This window comes from Salinimicrobium sp. WS361, from assembly GCF_050750585.1.
GTDB lineage: Bacteria > Bacteroidota > Bacteroidia > Flavobacteriales > Flavobacteriaceae > Salinimicrobium.
On the sequence record NZ_JBOJLM010000016.1, the window covers coordinates 18,934 to 44,315 of the forward strand.

The 25,382-nt window shown below is 41.4% G+C and carries 25 protein-coding genes; 8 read left to right on the forward strand and 17 right to left on the reverse strand.

What is annotated here, in order from left to right:
- The first annotated feature begins 15 nt into the window (after positions 1-15).
- On the forward strand, positions 16-729 hold the full coding sequence (locus ACQ93I_RS14170) for an RDD family protein (protein WP_431699067.1): 714 nt from the start codon (positions 16-18) through the stop codon (positions 727-729).
- Here the strand turns inward: ACQ93I_RS14170 and ACQ93I_RS14175 are convergent, their stop codons facing one another.
- Positions 730-1,476, reverse strand: a complete 747-nt coding sequence (locus tag ACQ93I_RS14175) for a peptidylprolyl isomerase (protein ID WP_431699068.1) — start codon at positions 1,474-1,476, stop codon at positions 730-732.
- Here ACQ93I_RS14175 and ACQ93I_RS14180 point away from each other — a divergent pair.
- Together ACQ93I_RS14180 and ACQ93I_RS14185 are read left to right on the forward strand one after the other, a co-directional pair.
- Positions 1,475-2,116, forward strand: coding sequence for an NUDIX hydrolase (locus ACQ93I_RS14180; RefSeq protein WP_431699069.1), 642 nt, complete (start codon positions 1,475-1,477; stop codon positions 2,114-2,116). The genes ACQ93I_RS14175 and ACQ93I_RS14180 overlap by 2 nt on opposite strands.
- A gap of 47 nt (positions 2,117-2,163) precedes the next feature.
- Complete coding sequence (locus tag ACQ93I_RS14185; RefSeq protein WP_431699070.1) at positions 2,164-2,967, forward strand: lysophospholipid acyltransferase family protein; 804 nt, start codon at positions 2,164-2,166, stop codon at positions 2,965-2,967.
- Between the two features lie 254 nt (positions 2,968-3,221).
- Here ACQ93I_RS14185 and ACQ93I_RS14190 read toward each other — a convergent pair whose 3' ends face one another.
- Both ACQ93I_RS14190 and ACQ93I_RS14195 read right to left on the reverse strand, forming a co-directional pair.
- Positions 3,222-3,860, reverse strand: coding sequence for a hypothetical protein (locus ACQ93I_RS14190; protein ID WP_431699071.1), 639 nt, complete (start codon positions 3,858-3,860; stop codon positions 3,222-3,224).
- A 10-nt stretch (positions 3,861-3,870) separates the two neighbouring features.
- On the reverse strand, positions 3,871-4,365 hold the full coding sequence (locus ACQ93I_RS14195) for an RNA polymerase sigma factor (RefSeq protein WP_266070688.1): 495 nt from the start codon (positions 4,363-4,365) through the stop codon (positions 3,871-3,873).
- A 122-nt stretch (positions 4,366-4,487) separates the two neighbouring features.
- Here ACQ93I_RS14195 and ACQ93I_RS14200 point away from each other — a divergent pair, with 122 nt between their 5' ends.
- Positions 4,488-5,798 carry an NAD(P)/FAD-dependent oxidoreductase gene (locus tag ACQ93I_RS14200; protein ID WP_423819553.1) on the forward strand — a complete coding sequence of 437 codons (1,311 nt, stop codon included), beginning with the start codon at positions 4,488-4,490 and terminating at the stop codon, positions 5,796-5,798.
- A 637-nt stretch (positions 5,799-6,435) separates the two neighbouring features.
- Here the strand turns inward: ACQ93I_RS14200 and ACQ93I_RS14205 are convergent.
- Positions 6,436-7,989, reverse strand: a complete 1,554-nt coding sequence (locus ACQ93I_RS14205) for a protein adenylyltransferase SelO (RefSeq protein ID WP_431699072.1) — start codon at positions 7,987-7,989, stop codon at positions 6,436-6,438.
- Between the two features lie 229 nt (positions 7,990-8,218).
- On the opposite strand from ACQ93I_RS14205, the gene ACQ93I_RS14210 reads away from it, so the two are divergent.
- The gene (locus tag ACQ93I_RS14210) at positions 8,219-8,581 is read left to right on the forward strand and encodes a hypothetical protein (RefSeq protein ID WP_266070691.1); all 363 of its coding nucleotides are present in this window, start codon (positions 8,219-8,221) and stop codon (positions 8,579-8,581) included.
- A gap of 111 nt (positions 8,582-8,692) precedes the next feature.
- Positions 8,693-10,819 carry a Tex family protein gene (locus ACQ93I_RS14215; protein WP_431699073.1) on the forward strand — a complete coding sequence of 709 codons (2,127 nt, stop codon included), beginning with the start codon at positions 8,693-8,695 and terminating at the stop codon, positions 10,817-10,819.
- 241 nt (positions 10,820-11,060) lie between these two features.
- On the opposite strand, the gene ACQ93I_RS14220 is transcribed toward ACQ93I_RS14215, so the two are convergent.
- The 3 genes from ACQ93I_RS14220 to rpe all read right to left on the reverse strand — a co-directional run bounded on the left by ACQ93I_RS14220 (position 11,061) and on the right by rpe (position 13,393).
- Complete coding sequence (locus ACQ93I_RS14220) at positions 11,061-11,585, reverse strand: DUF488 family protein (RefSeq protein ID WP_431699074.1); 525 nt, start codon at positions 11,583-11,585, stop codon at positions 11,061-11,063.
- A 178-nt stretch (positions 11,586-11,763) separates the two neighbouring features.
- Positions 11,764-12,720, reverse strand: coding sequence for a YpdA family putative bacillithiol disulfide reductase (locus ACQ93I_RS14225; RefSeq protein WP_431699097.1), 957 nt, complete (start codon positions 12,718-12,720; stop codon positions 11,764-11,766).
- A gap of 10 nt (positions 12,721-12,730) precedes the next feature.
- Positions 12,731-13,393, reverse strand: a complete 663-nt coding sequence (rpe, locus tag ACQ93I_RS14230) for a ribulose-phosphate 3-epimerase (RefSeq protein WP_431699075.1) — start codon at positions 13,391-13,393, stop codon at positions 12,731-12,733.
- A 121-nt stretch (positions 13,394-13,514) separates the two neighbouring features.
- Between rpe and ACQ93I_RS14235 the strand changes: the two genes are divergently transcribed.
- Positions 13,515-13,643, forward strand: coding sequence for a hypothetical protein (locus tag ACQ93I_RS14235; protein ID WP_431699076.1), 129 nt, complete (start codon positions 13,515-13,517; stop codon positions 13,641-13,643).
- Positions 13,644-13,649: 6 nt separating this feature from the next.
- Here ACQ93I_RS14235 and ACQ93I_RS14240 read toward each other — a convergent pair whose 3' ends face one another.
- From ACQ93I_RS14240 to ACQ93I_RS14280, 9 genes are all read right to left on the reverse strand, one after another.
- The gene (locus ACQ93I_RS14240) at positions 13,650-14,048 is read right to left on the reverse strand and encodes a BLUF domain-containing protein (RefSeq protein ID WP_431699077.1); all 399 of its coding nucleotides are present in this window, start codon (positions 14,046-14,048) and stop codon (positions 13,650-13,652) included.
- A gap of 208 nt (positions 14,049-14,256) precedes the next feature.
- On the reverse strand, positions 14,257-15,120 hold the full coding sequence (locus tag ACQ93I_RS14245) for a sigma-70 family RNA polymerase sigma factor (protein ID WP_029035204.1): 864 nt from the start codon (positions 15,118-15,120) through the stop codon (positions 14,257-14,259).
- A gap of 78 nt (positions 15,121-15,198) precedes the next feature.
- Positions 15,199-16,098, reverse strand: coding sequence for a PepSY-associated TM helix domain-containing protein (locus ACQ93I_RS14250; RefSeq protein WP_431699078.1), 900 nt, complete (start codon positions 16,096-16,098; stop codon positions 15,199-15,201).
- Positions 16,037-16,333 carry a PepSY domain-containing protein gene (locus ACQ93I_RS14255; RefSeq protein ID WP_431699079.1) on the reverse strand — a complete coding sequence of 99 codons (297 nt, stop codon included), beginning with the start codon at positions 16,331-16,333 and terminating at the stop codon, positions 16,037-16,039. The genes ACQ93I_RS14250 and ACQ93I_RS14255 overlap by 62 nt, the downstream gene beginning before the upstream one ends.
- 46 nt (positions 16,334-16,379) lie before the next feature.
- Complete coding sequence (locus ACQ93I_RS14260) at positions 16,380-18,611, reverse strand: polyribonucleotide nucleotidyltransferase (protein ID WP_431699080.1); 2,232 nt, start codon at positions 18,609-18,611, stop codon at positions 16,380-16,382.
- Between the two features lie 304 nt (positions 18,612-18,915).
- Positions 18,916-19,185 (reverse strand): 30S ribosomal protein S15, encoded by a 270-nt coding sequence (rpsO, locus tag ACQ93I_RS14265; protein ID WP_431699081.1) that lies wholly within the window; start codon positions 19,183-19,185, stop codon positions 18,916-18,918.
- A 126-nt stretch (positions 19,186-19,311) separates the two neighbouring features.
- Positions 19,312-20,169, reverse strand: coding sequence for an acetyl-CoA carboxylase, carboxyltransferase subunit beta (accD, locus tag ACQ93I_RS14270; RefSeq protein WP_431699082.1), 858 nt, complete (start codon positions 20,167-20,169; stop codon positions 19,312-19,314).
- Positions 20,170-20,232: 63 nt separating this feature from the next.
- Positions 20,233-21,300 carry a class II fructose-bisphosphate aldolase gene (fbaA, locus tag ACQ93I_RS14275; protein WP_431699083.1) on the reverse strand — a complete coding sequence of 356 codons (1,068 nt, stop codon included), beginning with the start codon at positions 21,298-21,300 and terminating at the stop codon, positions 20,233-20,235.
- Positions 21,301-21,343: 43 nt separating this feature from the next.
- Positions 21,344-23,908 carry a BamA/TamA family outer membrane protein gene (locus ACQ93I_RS14280; protein ID WP_431699084.1) on the reverse strand — a complete coding sequence of 855 codons (2,565 nt, stop codon included), beginning with the start codon at positions 23,906-23,908 and terminating at the stop codon, positions 21,344-21,346.
- 37 nt (positions 23,909-23,945) lie between these two features.
- On the opposite strand from ACQ93I_RS14280, the gene ACQ93I_RS14285 reads away from it, so the two are divergent.
- Positions 23,946-24,686, forward strand: coding sequence for an RNA methyltransferase (locus tag ACQ93I_RS14285; protein WP_431699085.1), 741 nt, complete (start codon positions 23,946-23,948; stop codon positions 24,684-24,686).
- Here ACQ93I_RS14285 and ACQ93I_RS14290 read toward each other — a convergent pair.
- Positions 24,673-25,380: a porin family protein gene (locus ACQ93I_RS14290; protein ID WP_431699086.1), complete on the reverse strand. Its 708-nt coding sequence runs from the start codon at positions 25,378-25,380 to the stop codon at positions 24,673-24,675. The genes ACQ93I_RS14285 and ACQ93I_RS14290 overlap by 14 nt on opposite strands.
- Positions 25,381-25,382 lie beyond the last annotated feature (2 nt).

Below are 25,382 nucleotides of genomic sequence, written 5' to 3' on the forward strand. Positions count from 1 at the left end.
AAAGAAACATATTAAATGGATAACTTTCAAATTGAAACAGCTCAAAATATAAGTATTACACAAAATGTTGCGGGGGTAGGAGAGCGTATTCTTGCATATCTTATTGATGGCCTTATGATGCTGGCTTACGTCATTATTGTAACCATGCTTATGGGAGGGCTGGATGGCAATCAGGGGCAGGAATGGCTTTTTATGAGTGTGGTGCTGCTACCCCTGCTGCTGTATTTTTTGCTATGGGAGAGTTTGTGGAATGGTCAATCTCCGGGTAAGGCAGCTTTACAGTTAAGGGTAGTGAAACTGGATGGTTCAAAACCTGCGTTTTCCAATTACATGGTGCGCTGGTTATTGAGGATTGTAGATATTACCATCACCAGTGGGAGCGTGGCAGTGGTTACTATCTTGTTAAACGGAAAAGGACAGCGCCTTGGAGATCTTGCCGCAGGTACAACTGTTATTTCCGAAAGGGTGCGAACAGGGCTGGATAAGACCCTGCTGGTAAATGTTCCTGATGATTACCGGCCGGTTTACCCGCAGGTCACTGTACTTTCAGACAGTGACGTGCAGGAGATCAAAGAGATTTACAGGTCATCCCTTGCCAGTTCCAATTATAGAGTTATTGCAAAACTTTCTAACAGGGTATCAGATTTACTTGGGGTTACTCCCGAAGAAAAACCGGTACAGTTCCTTAAGACTGTGCTCAAGGATTACAGTTATTACACAAGGCAGTAACTAATCCAGGATTTCCATTTCAATGTGGATGTTGCGCAGTGGCCATTCACTGTCGTCTGTAGGCACCTTGTTGATCTCGTCAACCACGTCCATACCCGAGATCACACGTCCAAATACTGTATGATCATTGTTGAGGTGAGGAGAGCCATCAGGATCCTGAACTATGTAAAATTCATAAGGGGAAGATGCCTTACTCACATTTTGCTCGGCATATTTTGCGGCTGCAAGAGCGCCTCGCACATGGCTATGCCCGGCGTCGAATTCGCTGGGTATTAAGAAGTCTCCAATTCGGTGGCGCTTAATGTTGGTATCGGGATTGTCTGAATTTCCTCCCTGAATGACAAATCCTTCGTCAACACGATGGAAAAAAGTGCCGTCATAGTAATCCTGGTTTACCATATACAGAAAGTTTGCGCGATGAAGAGGAGTATCCCGGAACAATTCGACATCAATATTTCCAAAGCGGGTTTTAATCCTCACCCTGTTCTCATCGTGTTTTTTCCCGTACTCCATCAGGAAAGGGATCAATTCTTCCTGCACGAGTAGTGGCCCTTTTCTTTTTTCTTTCTTTTCTACTTCAGCTTCCACAACTTCATCAACCTTGGTGTTATCTACACGGGCAGAATCGGGTTGTACGGGTTCCTCTAACATGGTTTCCACCTCATTTTTTGTGGAAGATTGTTTATCTTCACAACTTGCAAAAACGGCAGTGGTCAAAATTAATATCAGCAAAAAATTAGATCTCATGAATTTTCAGGATTTTCTTAATCTAAGTCCGAATTTAAGGAAAATTAATCTTCCGGGCGATGACGCGCACTTCAAATTGGCGCCAATGCTGCGGATGAAAGAACTGGAAAATCTAAATATTGATAAGCAAAAGCCGAAGCAGGCTGCGGTATTATCGGTTTTTTATCCGGGGCCACAGGGAGAAACTAAATTCGTTTTGATCCTTAGAAAAACTTATAAAGGAGTACATTCCAACCAGGTAGGATTTCCGGGAGGCAGGGTGGAAATTGAGGACCGGGACCTTGCGCACACAGCCCTTCGGGAAACAGAAGAAGAAGTAGGAATTCCACAACACGAGGTTGAAATAGTAAGGGAGATGACCAGACTTTATATTCCGCCAAGTAATTTTTGGGTACATCCATTTATGGGAGTGATGAAGAAGACTCCGATGCTAATACCACAGGAGGATGAAGTAGAAGCTGTACTGGAGATCAAGCTTGAGGAGTTTATGAGCGAATCCTGTTTAATTAAAGAGACCCTTTCTACTTCATACGCCACAAATATAGAGGTGCCTGCATTTCTTCTTAACGGACATGTAGTTTGGGGAGCTACCGCAATGATGTTGAGTGAAATGAAAGAGATCCTCAGGCAGCTGCTGTAAGTTTTAATTAAGTATCTTTGTTGTTTCGTAAAAATCTCAGGGAATAAATGGGGATGTTGAAAAAGAATCCTTTTGGGCACTATCTTTACTTGAAAAAATGGCTCATCCGCATCTTCGGAGTGCTCTCACATAGGCGATACAGAGGTTTCAATGAACTCAGGATCGAAGGATCTGAAATAATCAAAAACCTGCCCGATAATAACGTACTCTTTGTTTCAAACCATCAAACTTATTTTGCCGATGTCACGGCAATGTTTCACGTATTTAATGCTGCATTAAGCGGAAGGGTAGATTCTATCAAGAACGTAGGCTACTTATGGCAACCCAAGCTCAATATCTATTATGTCGCGGCTAAGGAGACTATGAATTCAGGCCTCCTCACCCGAATAATGGCTTATGCCGGGGCAGTTTCGGTAGAAAGGACCTGGCGCGAAAAAGGAAAAGAAGTACAGCGGGAAGTAAATCCCAACGATCACAAAAATATAGGAATGGCTTTGGAAGATGGATGGGTAATCACCTTTCCGCAGGGAACCACCAAGCCTTTTAAACCGATTAGAAAGGGTACAGCCCATATCATAAAGCAGTACAAACCGATTGTTATCCCTATTGTTATTGATGGCTTCAGGCGTTCATTTGACAAAAAGGGATTAAGGGTCCGTAAAAAAGGCATTTTACAGAGTTTTCAGATCAAGGAACCGCTGGTGATTGATTATGATAACGAAACCATAGAGGAAATTGTAGAAAAACTGGAATATGCTATTGAACAACATCCGTCTTTCCTAAAAGTAATCCCGCAGGAAGAACTGGAAGTGATGGAGGCCCTGAACAAAACCCGGCAGTGGGAGTATTAAAGGAGTGATCAGTATTCAGTAGTCAGTGAGCAGTATTTTAGTAACAGTGATTCTTGAATGATTCCGATGGCGCGGATTTGTAATCCGTGACGAGGTTTTTTAAAAGAGTGATCAGTGATTAGTGTTCAGATTTGAGTAATTCCGATGGCGCGGATTTGCAATTCCGCGAGGGGTTCCTTCAGGAGTAGTTCAGGTTCTAAAATTATTCCATCCCTTTTCAGATATTTCCGAAGTAAGTTAAGGAAACACCATATTTACATTTCCAGCCTTTTCAGCTCTTTGTAATTTCTCTTGAGCCTGCCTAAAAGTATTCCGTAGATCAACCTGTAAAACAGCCATAGAGCGAGGAGGAATACAGCAAGTATAATGCAACCGGCTACGGCAAATTTAATCCAGTCTACAACATCAAAAGTATATTTGGAAGAATCGGTCACCTCCTGTACCAGCTGGTGGTTCTGGATGGTATAGTAGGTAATAATTACCGAATATAACCCGGTTGAAATAAGGATGTATGCAATATAGGACTTTACAGTTTTTCGGGTTCTAAGAATATTCTTCATGAGTGTTGCAGCATCGTCTGTAGAAGAAATTCTCCTGTAATTGCGGTAGAAGCAATAGATGAAATAGAAGGTGATGAGGTAGCTAATCACATACATTCCAATCTGGATCTTCTTAATGTGTAGTTGCTCCATTTGCTCCCAGTAATCGGCATCGGCCATAAAAACAGTGAACAAAGAGGAAAGAAGCAACTCTACAACGCTAATTACAAAGATCCATTTAACGATGGAAGAGGATTTCTTCCAGATCATTTTGTAGATCTCATTATAAGAAAGCTTTGGAAGATTCTCTTCCTGCTTTTTCCAGTTTTGTTTTAAAAATTCTAGTTCATCCATGTGGTAGGTACTACGGATTTAAAATATTTCTTAGGGTCTTTTTGATCCTGTTCATCTTCACGCGTGCATTGACTTCAGATATCCCCAGCATTTCAGAAATCTCCCGGTAAGACTGGTCTTCCAGGTATAAAAAGACCAAAGCCTTGTCGATATCATTTAGTTCTTTTACCGCTTTATACATTAATTGTAGTTGTTTTTCAACCTCATCATCATAAACATCTGCCTTTATTTTAAAACTTACCTCGTCATAATTCTGGGTGCGCAGTTGTTTTTTCGATTTTCTATAGAGGGTGATAGCCGTGTTAAGAGCTACCCTGTACATCCAGGTGCTAAATTTTGAATCACCTCTAAATTTTGGGTAGGCGTTCCAAAGTTGAATGGTAATTTCCTGAAAAAGATCATTGTGAGATTCCTGGTCATTGGTATACATGCGGCAAATCTTGTGCACTATGTTTTGGTGCTTTTCAAGATGACTTACAAATTCATGTTCCAGTTCTTTCTTCACAAGATTGTTTAGGTTCTTAATTAGTAGTGAAAGTAGCGATCTTGTTACAATTCCCTTAAAATTTATTAATCTTCTTTTTATTCTGCGGAAAGCTCTAACTTTGAAAGAAAGGCTTATATAAGATGAATATTCCCATTTCTGAATACCCTCGTGTGGTCATTGTAGGTGGTGGTTTTGCAGGAATTTCAATTGCAAAGCACCTTTTAAAGGAGAAATTGCAGGTGGTTTTGCTGGACCGTCACAACTATCACACCTTTCAGCCTTTGTTGTACCAGGTTTCCACCTCGGGCCTCGAACCCGATTCTATAGCTTATCCTTTGCGTAAGATCACCCGCCACAGTACAGATGGTTATTTCAGGCTCACCGAAGTTCAGCGTATTGTTCCTGAAGAAAATAAAATTGTAACCTCCATTGGCGAGCTGGCTTACGATTATCTTGTACTGGCCACAGGTTCCCGCACTAATTTCTTCGGAAATGAGAGTATTCAGAAAAATGCCATGTGGATGAAGACTATTCCGCAGGCACTTAATATTCGCAGTTTAATCCTCGAAAATCTTGAGCAGGCAGTAATCACACCAGATCCCGTAAAACGGAAGGCTTTGCTCAACTTTGTGATTGCCGGTGCCGGCCCCACGGGAGTGGAGCTTTGCGGCGCTATTGCCGAAGTGCGCAACCACATTGTGCCCAGAGATTTCCGGGATCTCGATCCTTCCGAAATGAAAATCCATCTTATTGAGGGGCTGGACAGGGTTTTGCCGCCAATGAGTCCCGAAGCTTCCAAAAAAGCCGAAAAATTCCTTAAAGATCTCGGGGTAGAGATCCACCTCAATGTGATGGTACAGGAGTACGATGGTCAAAAAGTGACTACAAATAAAGAAGACCTCACGTTTAACACTTCCACTTTTATATGGGCGGCAGGCGTTTCGGGCGCACCGGTAGAAGGTTTGAACGCATCGGCACTGGTAGATAGGGCCGATCGTTATGAGGTTAACGTCTTTAACCAGGTGAAAGGTTATGAGAATGTCTTCGCCATTGGAGACATTGCTTTGATGAGCAATGAAGATTATCCCAAAGGGCATCCTATGGTAGCCCAGCCCGCAATACAGCAGGGGAAACACCTGGCAAAGAACCTTAAACGCATCCTAAAAGGGGAAAAAATGGAACCCTTTGTTTATAATGACAAAGGTACCATGGCCACTGTGGGAAGAAACAAAGCCGTAGTAGATCTTGGAAAATTGAAATTTGGCGGCTTCTTTGCCTGGTTTATCTGGATGTTTATCCACTTGTATTTTCTTGTCGGCTTTAGAAACCGACTCATTACTTTCTTTAACTGGGTCTACAATTACGTGAACTTTGATAAAGCGGCAAGATTGATCATAAGGCCGTTTAAAAGCAACAAGGAAAACCTGGAAGTAGATCAAAAAAAGGTCTAGTATTTCAGTTTTTATCCTGAAAGATCTTCTGTGCAAATTCTCTGCGGAATTTTAAAGCTGAAATATTTATTAAACTATATGAAGTACTTTATGATGGATGATTGGAATTACAGCCGAAATTTACTTTTGCCGGAATTAATTGAAGATCCTGAAAGATGGTGAAAATGGCAGGATACCTGTCAAAAATGGCATTTTTGAAGTCTCTTATTTGTACATCAAAAAGTGAAGTTGATTAAACTTTTCGAGGGGAATGGCATATAGAAGTATTCATCAGGAGCCATCCGGAACAAAATTGCACCTAAGGGAGCTGATTCTAATTAAAATTTATAAATGTGAAGGGCTGATTTTAGGAGATGAATATCAGCAGCACGAGGAATATAAAAAACGCAGCCACAGCGCAATGATCAGACCAAACCTCGAATGTTATCGCTTTCTCTTTATCTTCAGATTTTCTTCTTTGAGCACTCATGGTGAATCATTTATTAGGTTAATACTATAAAATCGTCTTAAAGATTTCCTATAAAATTAGGATTTTTTTGTGCTTTAACCAACTTTTGTCCTGTTAAATATCTGAATTTGAGAATAAAACCTACAAATGTGATTTTAGTATATTAACAAATTAGTTAAAATTTTGAGGCTATGAGCTGCATGAGAGCATGGAGCAGCCGGCTTTAGTCTCTGCCCATTCTGGTCGTTTTTTTACAAGATCTTCAAAGCCGTCTGTTGCGTAAGGCTGCTTCATCGCTTCCTGTAGCCTTACAAATAATTTATTCTCTCCCCGTTCCAGTTCCTCTATGGCTTCATGCAATAGGTAATTTCTAAGGATGATGCGGGGATTGGTTTGGTTCATCAGGTTTTTCCTGGCTTCTTCCGAAAGCCCGTCATTTTTTGCCATTTTTGAGTAGTCTGTCAATAAAGCAACCAACTCCTCCTGTTCTTTGGGCTGGAGGTCACTGTACAATGAAGGTGCAAAGTGTTTCAGCAGGGTCTCAGGTACGGTTTCAGAAGGTATTTCAGCTAAAAGCCGATAGAAGAGGGTCATATCTGGCTGAATACTGGAAAGTACTGCTTCAAATCTCGCGATGATTTTCTTTTCCTCTTTTCCGGGGGTTTGAAAGCCTAACTTTTTTGCCATCATTTCATAATAGTAATCCCAAAAGATCTTTTCGTAGGAGTCGAGCGCATTTTCAAGACCTTCGGTGTCATCAAAAAGTAAAGAAATGGCATTGGCGAGCCTGCCAAGGTTCCAGTAACCAATTGAAGGCTGGTTCCCAAAGGCGTAACGGCGGCCCGGAAGGTCGGTGGTGTTGGGTGTAAAGTTGTGATCATAGTGGTCAAGAAAAGAGAACGGCCCGTAATCAATGGTTAGCCCCAGTATAGACATATTATCAGTATTCATCACCCCGTGTACAAATCCCACCCGCTGCCACTCGGTCATCAAAAATGCCGTTTTGTCTACCACTTCCTGGAACCAGGTGAGGATGCGATCTTCTTCCGTAAGATGCGGAAAATATCGATCAATGGTCCAGTCTATCAGCTGTTTCATTTTTTCCTTATCACCCTGGGCAGCCAGTAATTCAAAGTTTCCGAAGCGTAAGAAGGAGGGGGCTACGCGGGATACAATAGCACCGGGTTCGTATTCGGGATTTCCGTTATAGAACATATCGCGCAGTACTTTGTCTCCGGTCTCCACTAAAGCCAGTGCCCGGGTAGTGGGAACTCCCAGGTGGTGCATAGCTTCACTCATCAAATACTCTCTTACCGAAGATCGCAACACCGCCCGCCCATCGGCATGTCTCGAATAAGCAGTGGGCCCTGCACCTTTTAATTGCAGCTCAAAAATGCCATTTTTGGAACCCCATTCTCCCAATGTAATCGCACGGCCATCGCCCAGTTGCCCTGCCCAGTTTCCAAATTGATGCCCTGCATAACGGGCTGCATAAGGGTTCATGGAGGCAGTAATTTTATTGCCGGCCAGTATTTGCACATCTTCCGTAGAAGGATCCGCTATTCCCAATTCTTCGGCCAGATTCTTTGACCAGGCCAATAATTTAGGCGCAGCAACCGGGGTTGGTATTGTCTTGCTGTATAATTTTCCGGGGGTTTGGCGGGGAGTGCGGTCACCACTTTCATCTCCTTCAAACTGCTGCGTGAAATCATTCCGGAATTCTTTTTCTGCTATAGCGGTCATGATGCAATTTTTTTCCAAAATACAAAACTTTTAAGCAGGGTTTGACAGAAGATGCTTCCGCAGAGAATTATTCACTTACAAAATATAGAACGCTGAAATTCAAGAGTAAGAATTTTCTTTAGAAAATTAACAGCAGCTTAGGCAATGACAAGAAATTAAGTTAAACCTAAATTAAAAAGTATTTTGGACAGCCTGATCTGGATTATTTTTAGAAAAAAATTGAAGGAAAATGATCTCATATCAAAGTAAAAACGAAATTCAGAATCAGGTGCTCAACCTATTGCCGCACCAGATTGAAGAGTGCAGGGAATGCGATAAACTTCCTGCTTCTCTTGAAGAACTTATTAAACACAACTACCAGGCTGCTTTTGTTTGCTATGACAAAAAAACGAACAGCATAGAAGTAGGTGTGGAAAATGAAGAAGAAAATTCACCTTATCCTGAAATCAAAGTTCACAAGATCCCGCTTGCAAAAGCTGTGGCAAGTCTTCGAAAGAGCTTTAAAAATAGTGATGCCGACCTTAAATTCTACGGAAGAATTTTGGCCGGATACGGCTCCTCTTCAAAAGTTGAAGATGTAGTGCTGGTATAACAGCCTAAAGGGTCTAAAAAAAGCCTTCCGAAATTAATTTTCGGAAGGCTTTTTTTATGGAAAGACCCACAAGGCTTTTATCTTTGCCATTTTCCACTACATTTAGCCGCAATGAATCCAGTCAGTTTTGTTTTAACCCGTACAGGTCTTCCGAAGAAAAGCGTTGAAAACACGCTTCAACTTTTACAAGAAGATGCTACTATTCCTTTTATTTCCCGTTACCGAAAAGAAATGACGGGTAATTTAGATGAGGTGCAGGTTGCAGAGATCCTGCAATTTAAAGTGGAATATGAGGAAATGGAAAAAAGGAAAAAAGCGGTTTTAAAATCTATCGCCGAGCAGGAACTTCTCACTCCGCAGCTGGAGTCGAAGATCATAGCTTCAGGAAATTTGGTGGAGCTGGAAGATCTTTACCTGCCTTATAAGAAAAAGCGCAAAACAAAGGCCGATACTGCACGGGAGCTGGGACTTGAACCTTTGGCTAAGATCCTGATGGCCCAAAATTCGGGAGACATAACAACTTCAGCCAGGAAATTTGTCACTAAAGATGTTGGGGATGTTGCAGCCGCTTTGCAGGGCGCTAAAGATATTATTGCTGAATGGATCAATGAACACCAGGGAGTGCGGAACCGGCTTCGGAAGCTTTTTCAGCAGAAAGCCATTATTTCTTCCAAAGTGATCAAAAAGAAAGCTGAAGAGGAAGATGCGCAAAAGTTTCAGAATTATTTTGAGTGGGAAGAAAAGCTGAATTATATTCCTTCTCACCGGCTATTGGCCATTCTTAGGGCGGAAAAGGAAGGTTTTGTAAGGGTGAAAGTTGAGGTGGAGCATGAGGAGTCTTACAGGATTGTATCAGGATTTATTCTGAAATCCCAGCGAAACTCTTCTACTAAACATATAGAAGAAGCCATTGATGATGCCCTGAAGAGGTTGCTTTTTCCGGCACTTTCAAATGAAGCTTTATCGGCTGCAAAAGAGAAAGCAGATACGGAAGCCATAAAGGTCTTTGCCGATAATCTAAGGCAGTTGCTGCTGGCGCCACCTTTGGGCAGCAAACGGATCCTGGCGCTAGATCCCGGTTTTAAATCGGGTTGTAAGCTGGTGTGCCTTGATGAGAAGGGCGATTTGCAACACAACGAAACAATTTTTCCGCATGCGCCGCAAAGAGAAACCGCTTTGGCTTCAAAAAAGGTAAAATCCCTGGTCAATGCTTATAACATTGAGGCTATAGCGATTGGGAACGGCACGGCTTCCCGGGAAACCGAATTTTTCATTAAAAAAATACTTTTTGACAGGGATGTGCAGGTATTTGTGGTGAACGAGGCCGGCGCTTCGGTATATTCGGCTTCAAAAATAGCGAGGGCCGAATTTCCGAATTATGACGTAACGGTTCGTGGCGCCGTCTCCATTGGTCGCCGTTTGGCCGATCCTTTGGCCGAGCTGGTAAAGATCGATGCCAAATCTATTGGGGTGGGGCAGTACCAGCACGATGTTGACCAAACAAAACTAAAGAATGAACTTGATCGCGTAGTGGAGAGTTGTGTAAACGCTATAGGTGTGAACCTGAATAGTGCGAGCGCACCGCTGCTGAGTTATGTTTCGGGAATTGGCGCGTCTTTGGCCGAGAACATCATTAATTACCGGAGGGAAAAAGGCGAGTTTTCTTCCCGAAAAGATCTGCTGAAAGTACCACGTCTTGGAGCAAGGGCTTTTGAACAGGCCGCTGGATTCCTGAAGGTGCCGGGCTCTAAAAATCCTCTCGATAATTCGGCCGTGCATCCTGAAAGTTACTCCATAGTAGAGAAAATGGCTGCAGATCTTAAAGTTCAGATTGTAGAACTGATTGGGAATAAAAAACTCATTTCAGAAATTACTCCTGAAAATTACATTTTTGACACCGTAGGTTTGCCCACTATTCTAGACATTCTGCGCGAGCTGGAGAAACCGGGAGTAGATCCGCGGAAGTCGGCAAAAGTGTTTGAATTTGATCCTAACGTGAAGAGCATTAGCGACCTCAAACCCGGATTAAAGCTACCGGGGATTGTCAACAATATCACTAACTTCGGATGTTTTGTAGATATCGGGATCAAGGAAAGCGGACTCGTGCATATCTCCAAGCTGAAGAATGAATTTGTAAGTGACGTAAACTCGGTTGTAAAGTTGCATCAACACGTACAGGTAACCGTGATGGAGGTAGATGAGGCGAGAAAACGTATCCAGCTGTCGATGATCGACTAATTGAAGTTAGAACTCATCGAAGTTAGATTTTAGAAGTACGAAGTTAGGAGTGGTGATTAGGGATTGGTGACCACGTGTAACCAGAATTTAACTTCAAAACAATATTTTTTATCCCTCGAAGCTTAGTGAGGAAGTGAATGCAATCACCTGCAACCAGCAATATTTTTTTTACCCGCAACCCGCAACCCGCAGCCCGTGACAGGCAAAAGCTGAATATTAACGGACGACTTTTTGAAGAAATTCATTCCTTATAAAACAGCTTTCCATCCTCGATCTTTGCGGGTTTGGTGTACGGATGTTCGGTAGTTGTGGATGGGGACATGATGTGGAGGACCTCCCAGCCTTCAGCTTTTAGAAAATCTGAAATCATGGACCGGTGGCAGCTCCACCAAACTGCTTCAGAACACATTATGACAGTTCTATTTTTAGTAGCAATAGCTTTTAGGTCTTCAATGGTTGTTTTAAATTCAGAAGTTTCCATATAATCTGCATATCCACGGAAGGACGGATGCCGCCATACCTGATTAACAGAATCGGGTTTGGTTTTTCGCCTGCCACCAAGATGTTCAAAATGATGATAAAAAATGTCACTTTTGGGAAGAGAGTCGGCTAAAGCTTCCTGGTTGAAGTGTGGATATTTCCTTGAGCCAGGATGGCGACGAATATCCACCAGGACTTCAATTTTATGCGCTTTTATCCAATCCAGAAATTCATCAAGCGAATGAGTGGAATGACCAATTGTCCAGATGCGGCGGTCTTTAGACATAGGTGGAAGTTAGAGTTACGAAGGTAGAAGTACGAATTTAAGAAATTTAAATTTCCTGCGGATTTCGCGGATGGAGATTTGTTGTTTCTCTGAACATGAGATCACTCGACATTCGCTTTTCTAAAAGCTCAATCTGTCGAGAAGACAAGATCCAGCTAAGCCTCAAAACTAGAAACTCCTAACTCTTAACTATATTCTGCACAATCATTTTCGCGTGAACCCTCGAATTTTCTATAAACCACTTATGAGTTTCGGTGCCGCCACAAATAACTCCGGCGAGGTAGATGCCTTTTACATTAGACTCCATGGATTCTGGATCATACTGCGGAATTTTTTTACCGTCCTGTGAGAGATCGATCCCAATATTCTTCAAAAATTCGAAATTAGGACGGTAACCGGTGAGCAGGAGTACCCAGTCATTTTCCAGTACCTGTTCCTCATCTTTGGAAATGATAATTACTTCAGTTTCTTTGATCTCTTTTATTTCAGCATTAAAAACAGCTTTTATGCTGCCTTCATCAATCCTGTTGTCAATATCGGGTTTGACCCAGTATTTTACACGTTCCCCAATGGCAGGGCCTCTAACCACCATAGTTACATCTCCACCTTTACGGTAGATCTCGAGTGCGGCATCGACAGCCGAATTACTGGCGCCTACCACGATTGTCTTTTGAGTGGCGTAAAAGTGAGGGTCGCCGTAATAATGCGCTACTTTTGGGAGATCTTCCCCGGGAATATTCAGGTAGTTTGGGATGTCGTAAAAACCTGTCGCAATAATGACATTTTTGGAGCGGTAGCTTGCCTTAGAAGTTGTGATCTTATGCAGGTTGTCTTCAGTTTCTATTTTTTCTACCCTCTCAAAAAGGTTAATTTTAAGATGATTTGAAGTAACAATTCTTCGGTAGTACTCGAGAGCTTCCTGCTTGTGGGGCTTTGGATTGGTACTGATAAAAGGGATTTCATCCAGTTCAAGCTTTTCAGAAGTTGAAAAGAAGGTCATGTTAGAAGGGTAATTGTAGAGTGAATTCACCAGGGTTCCCTTCTCTAAAATGAGGTAGGAGAGACCATTCTTTTTTGCCTCCAGGGCACAGGCTATCCCAATAGGCCCTCCACCAACGATGATCACATCAAACATGTTTTCTTCTTTATTTATTGACAAGATCTTTTAGCTCTTTAATGGTTTGTGTAGGATCTTCGGCTTTAAAAACAAAACTACCTGCGACTAAAACATCTGCGCCAGCTTCAATGAGTTGGGCTGCATTTTTATCTGTGACGCCACCGTCGATCTCAATGAGCGTAGAAGCACCGTTACGTTCAATGATTTCTTTTAGTTGTTTCACCTTTTTATAGGTGTTCTCAATAAAACTTTGTCCGCCAAAACCGGGATTCACACTCATCATACAAACCAGGTCAATGTCTCCAATGACGTCTTCCAATAGATGTACCGGGGTGTGTGGGTTGAGCGCTACACCTGCTTTCATACCTTCAGCTTTAATAGCCTGTAAATTTCTATGCAGGTGGGTACAGGCTTCGTAATGCACCGAAAGATTATTGGCTCCCAGTGCAGCGAATTCCTTGATGTACCTGTCTGGATCAACGATCATAAGGTGCACGTCAATAACCTTTTTTGCGTGTTTGTTTATGGCTTCCAGTACGGGCATGCCATAAGAGATATTCGGAACAAATACTCCGTCCATAATATCGATGTGAAACCAGTCGGCTTCACTCTTGTTGACCATTTCTATGTCGCGCTGCAGGTTTCCAAAATCGGCTGCCAGAAGAGAGGGAGCTATAAGTCTGTCTTTCATGTGGGTGTTGTTGTGCTGCAAAAGTAACAAGAATTATACTAAAAGGCTTAGCTGAGGGAAGGGGAATTGCTGTATCAGGATTTTTGTATCTTTAAGTGACTAACAACCTAAAAAAGCATTTATGGAAGTAGAAGAAAGAAGTGGAAAAAGGAGTTATGGTAAAATGGGCTGTTTTATAGCCGTGATCCTTCTGGTCATTATTGTTATTCTTATAGCTACGGGAGTGATCAACTTTAGCTGGGAACATTAGAATTTCCTAGGAAAAATTCTCCAGCACATAGTTTACTGAATTTCGGATTGAGGGGTCGAGTTTTTCTATATGAGATTTGTAATAATCTAACTCTTCCCTGTTGTAGGCGGCATCCAGGCTTAAAAACAAGTTCTCATAAGTATCAAATTTTTGACCTTCAATTTCTTTTTTGAAAATAGGAATGAGGTTATAATGCCTTTTATCTTGTTGTATCTTCTCAAAAAGGTCTGTCACCATTGTTTTTTCCCCTTCTAAAACCTGAAAGAAGTTGCCATTAGAGTATAATAAGATACCGGTGATCTTAACCTGATTATTATTGGAGCTGGTTAATTTAAGGAGGTTCTCAATTTCATTTTCGGAAATTCCTGAAGCTACGGTACTTACGTAGCTTATTGCATAATTCATGAGTATATTTTTGGGCTGCCAAAAATAATAAAAATGAGAAGATAACCAAACAAGTAGTTGATGCTTAACTTCTTGCTTGAAAATTTCCTTTCAAAAATGCCATTTTTGACACTTTTATAAAAAGGTGAACCCGGAGTAATCAGCTCCGGGTTCTTCATCAATCAATCAAAAAACGAACAGTAATCAACTGTTGCTTCTTTACCGGGAATTAACCCAGGTATGTCTTTAATATCTTGCTTCTGGAGGTGTGTTTCAACCTTCTGATAGCTTTTTCTTTAATTTGTCTTACTCTTTCTCTTGTTAGATCAAAAGTCTCGCCAATTTCTTCAAGAGTCATTGGATGCTGGTCTCCGAGTCCAAAATAAAGACGAATTACATCGGCTTCTCTGGGAGTAAGGGTTTCAAGAGCTCTTTCAATTTCTGTACGCAAAGACTCATGAAGGAGTTCTCTATCGGGGTTTGGAGATTCTCCTGAACGAAGTACATCATAAAGGTTAGAATCTTCTCCCTCTACCAAAGGAGCATCCATAGATACGTGACGCCCGGAATTCTTCATTGATTCCTTAACATCATTAATAGTCATATCAAGTTCTTTCGCGATCTCTTCGGCACTTGGCGGACGCTCATGTGACTGCTCAAGGAAAGCAAAAGTTTTGTTGATCTTGTTTATTGAACCAATTTTGTTGAGCGGTAAACGCACAATACGAGACTGCTCTGCAAGAGCCTGCAGAATAGACTGTCTAATCCACCAAACGGCATAGGATATGAATTTGAAACCCCGGGTTTCATCAAATCGTTTGGCAGCTTTTATTAATCCTAAATTTCCTTCGTTTATAAGGTCGGGAAGGGTTAATCCCTGGTTTTGATATTGTTTCGCTACAGATACCACAAAACGAAGGTTCGCTTTTGTTAGTTTCTCCAAAGCACGGTCATCACCCGCTTTAATTCGTTGTGCCAACTCCACCTCTTCATCTGCGGTGATCAGGTCAACTTTACCAATTTCTTGCAAATACTTATCCAGCGAAGCAGTTTCACGGTTTGTTACCTGCTTCGTAATTTTAAGTTGTCTCATCTAACGTCTCCTTGGATTTTAATTATGAATAACTCTTGTATTAGTTATACGTAAGATGGGTTGGAAATGTTACAAGATTTAAAGATAATAAAAATTTTTTTTCCTTCGACGTCTTTTGACCTGTTTTCCCTGTCGCCAGATCAGGAAGCCTGTAATAGATAAAAAGGGGCCGCTAAGGCCGATAAGGCAGTACAGAAGCTTAATCCAAATGCCGCCATATTGCCCAAAGTGCAACGGGAGTACGGTACTTAAAATTTTTGTTCCCAGGTTGGCTTCCTGGATTTTTGTGACTCCTTTAATTTCTCCAGAAAGATAGTCGACACTAACATAGTTGAAGAATTCAGAATAAAAGAAAGGGTCATCATCAAAAAAACCATAAATGACGAGGCTGGCATCAGGGCGAAGCGGAAGCCTGATGTAAGTGGGTTGGAAATCGGGAAGTTCCTGCTGCATTTCTTTTAGTAAACTTCCCACCTGTACTGTAACAGCAGGAGAATTTGGTGCGGCTGAAGTTTTAAAACCGGCCACAACAACGCTCCACGAAAGTAAAATGCCGGTGATCACCAAAATAAAATTCAGTAGTAAAGCCCAGGTGCCTACAATGCGGTGCAGGGAAGAATAAAAAGTGCGTTTGTTCTTTGTGAGTACCGGGGTTTTGAAAAATAGTGTTTTAAAGATGCTTTTCCGGTAGAGATAAATTCCGCTGATGAGTGAAAATAGGAACAGAATGCCAACAACAAACACAATTGTGCGGCCTACAGGACCTGCCTGCAGAGAATAGTGAAACTTTAGCAACCAACGGGTAAAGGTGGTGAGTTCGTTGAGCTCTTTAATAATTTCTCCACTGGATGGGTGTACAAAGACAAAAAGTCTTTCGTTAGAATTCCTCAAATTGAAGATGAGTGCTTCCTGTTCTTCAAAATGAATGAGTCGGGTGTCCCAGCCGGGATAATTTTTCTGAATTGTCGAAAATGCCACGGTCAATATGTAAACCCGAAAAGTTATCTACTTCAATATATTCCTGCCAGCGGTAATCGTCTATGTCATGCTGAAAAACCAGAATGGCCCCAGATAATCTCATTAAAACTAAAACAAATCCGGCAACGAGTCCGGCATAAGAATGATATTTTAATACTTTCCTGTTATTCATAAAATAGAGAAAAGGCCGACTAAAAAGCTGCTGTAAGGTCTTCTGGAATTCAGGTTGACACAAACGGGGCTTTTTAGGCGGCCTCTAAAATTATTCGGTTTGGCAGGAATTAATTCCTGTCGTTACGATCTCTGTTTCCTCTTGAACGGTCATCACGGCCGCGATTATCACGGTTGTCGCGTCTACCACTATCACGATTGTTGTCTCGTGGAGGTCTTGGAGAATATCCTTCTGGTTTAGGTAGGATAGCCTTTCTGGAAACTTTAGGTTTCCTTGTTTTAGGATCCATTCCCAGATATTTTACTTCAAACTCGTCGCCCATGTTGACCACGTCGCTCACATTTTCTGTTCGTTCCCAGGCAAGTTCAGAAACGTGAAGAAGTACTTCATTTCCTTTGGCTTCCTTGTATTCAACTACAGCACCAAAATCAAGCATCTTAACCACTTTCACTTCGTATACTTTACCAACTTCGGGTTTAAAAGTGATTGCTTTGATACGTTTTTTGACTTCGTCGATCATTTCCTGGTTCACACCAAGGATCTCGATCACTCCCATTTCATCGACTTCTTCGATTACAATGGTAGTTCCGGTTTCCTTCTGCATTTCCTGAATAACTTTTCCTCCAGGCCCAATTACAGCACCAATGAATTCTCCCGGTATTTCCACTTTCTCCATTTTTGGAGCGTGAGCTTTTACGGTTGCTTTTGGTTCAGCAATAGTTTCAGTAAGTTTATCAAGAATATGAAGTCTTCCTGCTCTGGCTTGTTTAAGAGCCTTTACAAGGATCTCATAAGCAAGACCTTTTACTTTAATGTCCATCTGGCAGGCGGTAATTCCGTCGGCTGTTCCGGTAACTTTAAAGTCCATGTCTCCTAAGTGATCTTCATCTCCAAGAATATCAGAAAGTACTGCGAAACGATCTCCATCAGAAATAAGTCCCATAGCAATACCAGATACTGGTTTCTTCAATTGAATACCTGCATCCATCATTGCCATTGTTCCGGCACAAACGGTTGCCATAGAAGACGATCCGTTAGATTCCAATACTTCAGAAACAACTCTTACAGTATATGGGCAGTCTTGGGGGATCATTCCTTTAAGTGCTCTCTGTGCAAGGTTACCGTGACCAATTTCTCTTCGTGATGTACCACGAATTGGGTAGGCCTCACCTGTACTAAAAGGAGGGAAGTTGTAGTGCAGATAGAAAGTTTCCTCACCCTGGTGGGTTGGCATATCTATCATATTTGCTTCTCTGGAAGTTCCAAGGGTCACTGTAGCAAGCGCCTGAGTCTCACCTCTGGTGAACAGGGCAGAACCGTGTACAGAAGGAAGATAATCGATCTCACACCATATTGGGCGAATTTCATCTGTCTTTCTTCCGTCAAGACGTAAACCTTCAGCAAGAGTCAATTCTCTAACTGCTTCTTTTTCTACTTTGTTGAAGTAGCTTTTTATAAGATCTTTTTTCTCTTCAAGTTCTTCTTCAGAGAACATTGCAAGAACTTCGTCTTTTACTGCAGAAAATGCATCGCTACGGTCATGTTTACTATGAGCACCTTTAGCGATATCATAGATCTTTTGATAAGCAGCTTCGCGAACTTTGTTGTACAGATCTTCATCAGATTCTGCAACAGCATATTCTCTGGTCTCTTTTCTTCCAAAAGCATCGGCAAGACGGTGCTGAGCTTCAATTTGACCTTTGATAGCTTCATGAGCGAATTTAATAGCCTCGGCCATTTCTTCTTCGCTAATCTCTTTCATTTCACCTTCTACCATCATTACAGAATCGGCAGAGGCACCAATGATCATATCAATGTCAGATTCTGCCAGTTGGCTACGGCTTGGGTTGATCACGAACTCGCCGTTGATTCTTCCCACACGGGCTTCAGAAATTGCAGTTTCAAATGGAATATCTGAAAGCTGAATTGCTGCTGAAGCTGCCAATCCTGCAAGTGCATCGGGCATTACTTCTTCATCATGAGACATCAGCTGAATCATCACCTGGGTCTCATATCGATAATCTGAAGGGAAAAGGGGACGCAAAACGCGGTCAACTATTCTCATTACAAGAACTTCTCCGTCGCTTGGTCGTGCTTCTCTTTTGAAGAATCCGCCGGGGTATCTACCTGCGGCTGCAAATTTTTCTCTGTAATCTACTGTTAGCGGAAAGAAATCTGCTGTGCTTTTGTTGTAGTTAGAAACTACGGTACAAAGTAGCATAGCGTCTCCCATTTGAACAACAACAGAGCCGTGGGCCTGTTTTGCCAATTTTCCGGTTTCGATGGAAATAGTCCTGCCATCTCCAAGGTCGATAACCTCTTTAAATGTCTTTGGAATCATAAATTTTTTAATTCTACTCCTGCTCATTTGCAGGTTGTTAAACAATGGTCTCCCGTTAATTCTGAACGGGACAGGTTGTGTTGTTGTTGTGGGTTGTGAAGACCAATGAAAAACTGCCTTTTGTTTTCTCACCTTCCAGGAAAAAACCAGAGGTGTCAAAAATGAGCTTTTATTACTGAATTTTTTCAGCTTAAAAATTACGGAGATTTTTCAAAGGAAAAGAAAAACCAATAATAAATTTTTAAAAAAGCTGTGTGTAAAGAAGAAATGGTATAAAAAAAGGGGCCGCGAGAGCCCCTTTTAGTTATTTTCTTAATCCTAATTCTTTAACGATCGCACGATACCTCAAGATATCTTTCTTCATTAAATAATCAAGTAGGCTTCTTCTCTTACCTACTAGTTTTACCAGTGATCGCTCTGTATTAAAATCCTGACGATTGTTCTTTAAGTGTTGACTTAAATGTTCAATACGATGAGTGAACAGGGCAATTTGTCCTTCGGCAGAACCTGTGTCGTTCTTTCCTTTGCCGTGTTTTGCAAAAAGTTCTTCTTTTGCTGCTTTAGTTAAATACATTCCAATATTAATTTTAATGATTTTTATGTATTGACAGGTTTTCTGCCAGGCCGCAAATATAATATATTATAAAATATTAACAGGGTAAAATATTACTTTTCTGATTGCCAGCCTAAAATGTCATTTTTAAGCCCGTATGGGTTGATTTTGAATAAGATCGATATATTGGTTGACCTTATTCTTAAGTTCAGATCTTTTAGTGATGAAATCTAAAAATCCATGTTCCATAAGAAACTCTGAAGTTTGAAAATCATCTGGCAGATCTTTACCGGTAGTATCTTTTACTACACGAGGGCCGGCAAAACCTATAAGGGCACCGGGTTCGGCAATATTTATATCTCCCAACATTGCGAAAGATGCCGTGGTACCACCTGTTGTAGGATCTGTACAGAGGGAAATATAAGGGATTCTGGCATCGGCCAGTTGGGCAAGTTTGGCTGAGGTTTTTGCCAGCTGCATTAAAGAATAAGCTGCCTCCATCATCCTGGCTCCTCCAGATTTTGAGATGACCATAAGTGGGAGCTTGTGTTCTAAAGCATAATCTGCAGCTCGCGAAATTTTCTCTCCAACTACAGAACCCATGGAACCGCCTATAAAAGCAAAATCCATACAGGCTATTACCAGGTCTTTACCTTTTGATTTTCCTACTGCTGTGCGAACGGCATCTTTTAAACCGGTCTTTTTTTGGGCATCCTCCAGGCGATCGGTATATTTTTTAGTATCCTCGAATTCCAGCGGGTCACGTGACGATAGATTCTTGTCAAGTTCGGTGAACTTATTATCGTCAAAAAGGATCTTGAAGTATTCATTACTTCCAATTCTCACGTGATAACCATCTTCGGGGCTCACATAAAAATTTTTCTCCAGCTGCTCTGCATCTACAATCTTTCCGGTAGGGGATTTATACCACAAACCTTTCGGCACATCCTTTTTATCTTCGGTGGCAGTTTGTATTCCCTTTTGTGTTCTTCTAAACCAAGCCATGGTGAATGAGATTAAAAAAGGTATGGCCTGAAAATATTCAGGCCATACCTTTAATTAGTTTTATTACAGGGTATTAATATTATTAAGGTCTTCAAAAGCCTTTTTTAGACGGTTCTTGAAAGTTACTTCTCCTTCTCTAATCCATTTTCTTGGATCGTAGTATTTTTTATTTGGAGAATCTGCACCTTCAGGATTACCTATCTGGGCTTTAAGATAATCAACATTTTTGCCCATATAATCGCGAATTCCTTCTAAGTAAGCATATTGAAGATCTGTATCAATGTTCATTTTGATAACTCCGTAGCCAATAGCTTCTCTTATTTCTTCAACTGTAGAACCGCTTCCGCCGTGGAAAACGAAATCTATGGTGTTTTTTTCAACACCGTATTTTTCAGAAATAAAATCCTGTGAGTTTTTAAGGATCACCGGAGTCAATTTTACATTCCCGGGCTTATAAACCCCGTGAACGTTACCAAAAGCTGCAGCAATGGTAAATTGATTGCTCACTTTGCTCAATTCTTCATAAGCGTAAGCAACTTCATCTGGCTGAGTGTAAAGCTTCGAAGAATCTATGTTGGTATTGTCAACTCCGTCTTCTTCACCACCGGTAACTCCAAGTTCAATTTCGAGTGTCATTCCCATTTTGCTCATTCTCTCAAGATACTTCTTAGAAGTTTCGATGTTCTCTTCAAGAGATTCTTCAGAAAGATCGAGCATGTGAGAGCTGAATAAAGGTTTTCCGAACTGCTCGAAGTGCTTTTCACTCGCATCGAGCATTCCATCTACCCATCCTGTAAGTTTTTTCGCACAGTGATCTGTGTGAAGGATAACTGTTGCTCCGTAAGCCTCTGCCAGTTCATGAACGTGCTTTGCGCCGGCAACAGCTCCTGCGATAGCGGCTTTCTCATCTTTATTAGAAAGGCCCTTACCGGCATTAAATTGTGCTCCTCCATTGGAGAACTGTATGATGACGGGGGAATTTAATTCGGCTGCTGTTTCAAGTACCGCGTTAATAGTACTTGAGCCTATGACATTGACAGCGGGAAGTGCGAAATTTTTCTCTTTTGCGTATTTAAAAATTTCCTGTACCTCCTGGCCAGTAGCAACGCCGGGTTTGATATTATAACTCATAATTATTATTATTTGGTTAACAAAAATAAGAAAAATAGTCGGGTTAAAAAGGATAATTGATCCCTACATTAAATACTGCTTTTGAAAGTTTGTACCCGCTAAACCACCTGTTTTCTGGTTCAAGGGCAGGGTTGTAAGTTTTAAAACCTACATCAAACCTCAAGACAAAAAAATTGAAGTCATAGCGTAAGCCAAGACCTGTTCCCAGGGCAAGTTCTTTAAGGTCGGGAAGGCCCGTAAATGTTGAAGCCTCTTCTTCTACAACATCAAAAACATTCCAGATATTTCCCGCATCTGCAAAAACGGCTGCGTTAAGGTCACCAAAAAGATTAAATCTATATTCTGCACTTAAAGCAATCTTCATGTTGGCTTCATTGAATTCATTTCGGCCACCACTACTTCCGGGGCCAAGGGAATAAGGTTGCCAGGCGCGGTTGTCGTTAGGTCCTCCTGCAAAAAACGATCTTATGAACGGAATGCTATTCGAATTTCCATAGGGAATGGCGATACCTCCAAACGTCCTGATGGCAATTACGTTGTCACGGCCCAGATCCCAGTGTTTTATGTAGTCAATTTCAGTCTTAACATATTGGGAGAAATTCACTCCAAAAATGCTGTACCTGCCGGTTTCGTCTTTTTTGATCCCTGTGAGCCTGGAGACAGCCGAGAGGAAATGTCCTGCCGCTTCTAATTTTATACGTAGCCGGGAAAAATCTTCATCATAAATATTCTCTTTTTTGTTGAGGATATAAGAGAAATTGGTTGCATAAATAAGGTTGTCTTCGGTAAGCCTGTTCTTTCGCTCTCTTAGATCGCTAAGGATTTCAGACTGGCTCCCTGTTAGCCCTTGAACCTCTCCCAGGCGTGCTGCGCGTAAGAAACCATCGGCACCTTCAGGGATCTCGAGAAAACGCTCTCCCTGTTCATTTGTGATGTAAAATTCTTGGGGAGCATTGACGTTTTCTGAAGTCGCTATTTCGTTTATTTCAATATATGAGTTACGGTATACGTTGAAGTAGTTGTTTACATTAAGGTTGCGTACATACTGCACATTTACCAGGTCAAGGAGGTGGGTAAGCTTATCATTGGGCAGCCATCTATAGTTCATAACAGCAGTAAAGCTTTGCTTGTCAAGACCAATATTGGTTTGCGTACTGGCACCTGCACCCAGGGTGGTAAATGGATACATGTACTTCGGAATAAATTTTTCGGTTGAAAAAGGAAATAAAATGCGCGGCAAAGTAAGATCTACATCCATACCAATCTCGGTGATGTCAAAGAATCGATCAGAATCATTTGCAGCGTCTTTTGAAGATCCTATGCTTCCCCGACCAGAGATCTCCAAAATTTCGGCTCCTTTAAAGACATTCCGGATTAAAAGTGAACCACCAAAACCAATTCCAAATTTTTGAATGTTGCTTTGGGAAAGATCAAAATCAAAACCCAGGGAATACTTTTGACGCGGAGTGAGAAATACATTGGCAATGAGTGCCGTGCCTGTGGTATCAGTAGGATCCTCCATATACTGGATGTTTGGGTATTTAAAGATCCTTAGCTGGTTGAGTCGGTTATAAGTGAGAGTCCTGTCGGCATCAGAATATATGGTGCCCGGGGTAATGAAAATAGCATTGGTAAGAGCCCCCGGTTTAAACTGTAGCTTGTCAAAACTGTAAAGGCTGTAGCCTTCATTTGAGGCAGTATCTGTTATAGGTTCGGTGCGGTTCTCATAACGATAATCGGGGAAGATGTTCACCTTGCTTATCTTGTGTACCTTGTAAGGAATTCTTGTTTCGGCACCATCAACCGTTGCTTCCCGGTTCTGGATAATGATAGCCGAGTTTACTTTGTGTTCAGTATTTATAGTGTCGGCCTCAAAACTTATATATTCCTGTTCGAAATGATACAGCCCATTATTCCGGTATAATTGAGTCAGTCGTTCTCTCTCGGCTCCGTAATCCTGAGTTTTGTATTGAATTCCGGGCACTATAAGGGAGTTCTTCTTGTGGGCTTCATAAATGGAATCGGCCACCACCGAAGCTATTTTTGTAGTGACAGAATCTATATAATAGGGTTGTTTTAGTGTAACATAATAATTTACTTTCGACCTCTTTTTCTTGGTGGGAATGATCTCGTAACCAGTCTCTGCATTAAACCAGCCATTGTTCCAGTACCACGCCTTAAGCCGTTCTGCAGATCGTTGGCTTTTTTCTTCATTTACAATTGCAGGAGGTTCACCGGTTTCCTTTAACCACTCATTAATATTTACATAAATGTTTCCCAGTCGTACTACCTGCTTTTCAGAAAGAATATCTGCCAGTCTTTCGGCTCGCTTCGGTTTTTTCTGAAGCCAGTTGATATAAGTAGTATCGGGATTTGGATTGGCGAGATTGTAGAGGTACAGCTGTAGCGGTAGCCCCAGGAAAGACTTGTTTGGCTCCTGGTAAAGCTGGTTGTATATATTTCTTTGAGAGACCTCCTCACCATCCACATAAATGGTATTCTCTTTTAGAAGTCTTTGATCGTCTTCAACCCTTTTTACAGCGTTACAGGAAGAAAGAAATAAAGCAATTAAAAGAATTAATGATATTTTTGCCCGTAAATGTTTCAAGTAGCCTATTTAATGTGCTCAAAAATACAACTTTGGTATGTTTAGCAAAAGCCAAATTAAACTTATAAAAAGCCTGTCTCAAAAAAAGTACAGGACGAGGCACGGGTTATTTGTCATAGAGGGCAAAAAGGGCATTTTTGAACTGCTTTCTTCCCCTTTAAAACTTCATTCTTTATTTACTGTTGAAGATATCTTTGAAGCTGCGGAAGAAAAAACTTATCTCATTGCTGAAGGCGATCTCAAAAAAGTAAGCAATCAGCAAAGTCCGCAAACAGCTTTGGCCATTTTTCATATTCCTGAAGTGGTACGGCCTAAGCCTGAAGGTTTACAGGTGGTGCTGGATGATGTGCAGGATCCCGGTAATTTGGGAACAATTATTAGGTTGTGCGACTGGTTTGGCGTAGAAGATCTTATTTGTTCAATGGGTACGGTAGATTGTTATAACCCAAAGGTGGTGCAGGCTACTATGGGGTCTATAGCAAGAGTAAATATCCACTACCTCGATCTAACAAACTACCTTGGAGGTATTCCCAAAAAGAGACCTGTCTACGGCACATTTTTGGAAGGTGAGAATGTTTACAGTGAGCCAGTTTCTCCAGAAGGAGTAGTGGTTTTGGGTAACGAGGGTAACGGCATTTCGCCTGAAGTAGAGCAACTCATTACTCAAAAACTGAATATTCCCCAATTTGGAAAAGCCAGGACAGAAAGCCTTAATGTGGCGACTGCTGCTGCAATCTTTTTAAGCGAATTTAGTCGAAGTAAACTTACTGGAAAGTAAAATTTATAAAGACAGCGCGAGAAGACATTTTTTCAATATTACCTGTATAAAAGCTGTTGGGATCATTGTCTCTCACAAGTTCATCATTAATGGCAAAGACGCCTCTTATTGATGGGGTGAATTTGAAGTAGTAGAGATAAAGATCTACCCCAAAACCTATTTCGTAATAAAAATTATTAGTGGTCATTCTAAACTGCCCATCGCTGTTGTCTTCGGGATTATTCTCGTTACTGGAGAGGTTTAGAGATGTAGATACTCCACCTACTACAAAAGGTTTAAAATTATTTATTCGGGTAGTAGAAAATTTCAGTAGTAGCGGGATGTGTACAAAAGTAGAATTGATTTCCCTGAAAGTTTGACTATCTGCTTTTGTGGCTTGAAAATTAATTCTATTAAAAGAAACTCCCGGTTCCAGGCGTAGATCCAGGTGATCGGTAAGACGCATATTGCCAATCAGTCCCACGTTAAAACCTATGGTTCTGTCTATAGAGAAATCTTTTCCAGTAGCCGGACTGGCTTTATAATTTTTATAGTCAAAATCAAAGTCGTAAGTGTTGAATCCAAGAAAATATCCCCAGGAAAATCGCTGCATATCAAAATTTGGATTATTGATCACATCTTCCCCGCCAAAAAGCTGAGCACGTGCTGGTAAAGCCGCCAATAATACAATTGCTGCAATTAAAAACTTCTTCATGA

Coding starts and splice junctions, on each gene's coding strand:
- ACQ93I_RS14170 (WP_431699067.1), top strand. CDS start 16: ATGGATAACTTTCAAATTGAAACAGCTCAAAATATAAGTATTACACAA.
- ACQ93I_RS14180 (WP_431699069.1), top strand. CDS start 1,475: ATGAATTTTCAGGATTTTCTTAATCTAAGTCCGAATTTAAGGAAAATT.
- ACQ93I_RS14175 (WP_431699068.1), bottom strand. CDS start 1,476: ATGAGATCTAATTTTTTGCTGATATTAATTTTGACCACTGCCGTTTTT.
- ACQ93I_RS14185 (WP_431699070.1), top strand. CDS start 2,164: ATGGGGATGTTGAAAAAGAATCCTTTTGGGCACTATCTTTACTTGAAA.
- ACQ93I_RS14190 (WP_431699071.1), bottom strand. CDS start 3,860: ATGGATGAACTAGAATTTTTAAAACAAAACTGGAAAAAGCAGGAAGAG.
- ACQ93I_RS14200 (WP_423819553.1), top strand. CDS start 4,488: ATGAATATTCCCATTTCTGAATACCCTCGTGTGGTCATTGTAGGTGGT.
- ACQ93I_RS14205 (WP_431699072.1), bottom strand. CDS start 7,989: ATGACCGCTATAGCAGAAAAAGAATTCCGGAATGATTTCACGCAGCAG.
- ACQ93I_RS14210 (WP_266070691.1), top strand. CDS start 8,219: ATGATCTCATATCAAAGTAAAAACGAAATTCAGAATCAGGTGCTCAAC.
- ACQ93I_RS14215 (WP_431699073.1), top strand. CDS start 8,693: ATGAATCCAGTCAGTTTTGTTTTAACCCGTACAGGTCTTCCGAAGAAA.
- ACQ93I_RS14220 (WP_431699074.1), bottom strand. CDS start 11,585: ATGTCTAAAGACCGCCGCATCTGGACAATTGGTCATTCCACTCATTCG.
- ACQ93I_RS14225 (WP_431699097.1), bottom strand. CDS start 12,720: ATGTTTGATGTGATCATCGTTGGTGGAGGGCCTATTGGGATAGCCTGT.
- rpe (WP_431699075.1), bottom strand. CDS start 13,393: ATGAAAGACAGACTTATAGCTCCCTCTCTTCTGGCAGCCGATTTTGGA.
- ACQ93I_RS14235 (WP_431699076.1), top strand. CDS start 13,515: ATGGAAGTAGAAGAAAGAAGTGGAAAAAGGAGTTATGGTAAAATGGGC.
- ACQ93I_RS14240 (WP_431699077.1), bottom strand. CDS start 14,048: ATGAATTATGCAATAAGCTACGTAAGTACCGTAGCTTCAGGAATTTCC.
- ACQ93I_RS14245 (WP_029035204.1), bottom strand. CDS start 15,120: ATGAGACAACTTAAAATTACGAAGCAGGTAACAAACCGTGAAACTGCT.
- ACQ93I_RS14260 (WP_431699080.1), bottom strand. CDS start 18,611: ATGATTCCAAAGACATTTAAAGAGGTTATCGACCTTGGAGATGGCAGG.
- rpsO (WP_431699081.1), bottom strand. CDS start 19,185: ATGTATTTAACTAAAGCAGCAAAAGAAGAACTTTTTGCAAAACACGGC.
- accD (WP_431699082.1), bottom strand. CDS start 20,169: ATGGCTTGGTTTAGAAGAACACAAAAGGGAATACAAACTGCCACCGAA.
- fbaA (WP_431699083.1), bottom strand. CDS start 21,300: ATGAGTTATAATATCAAACCCGGCGTTGCTACTGGCCAGGAGGTACAG.
- ACQ93I_RS14285 (WP_431699085.1), top strand. CDS start 23,946: ATGTTTAGCAAAAGCCAAATTAAACTTATAAAAAGCCTGTCTCAAAAA.
- ACQ93I_RS14290 (WP_431699086.1), bottom strand. CDS start 25,380: ATGAAGAAGTTTTTAATTGCAGCAATTGTATTATTGGCGGCTTTACCA.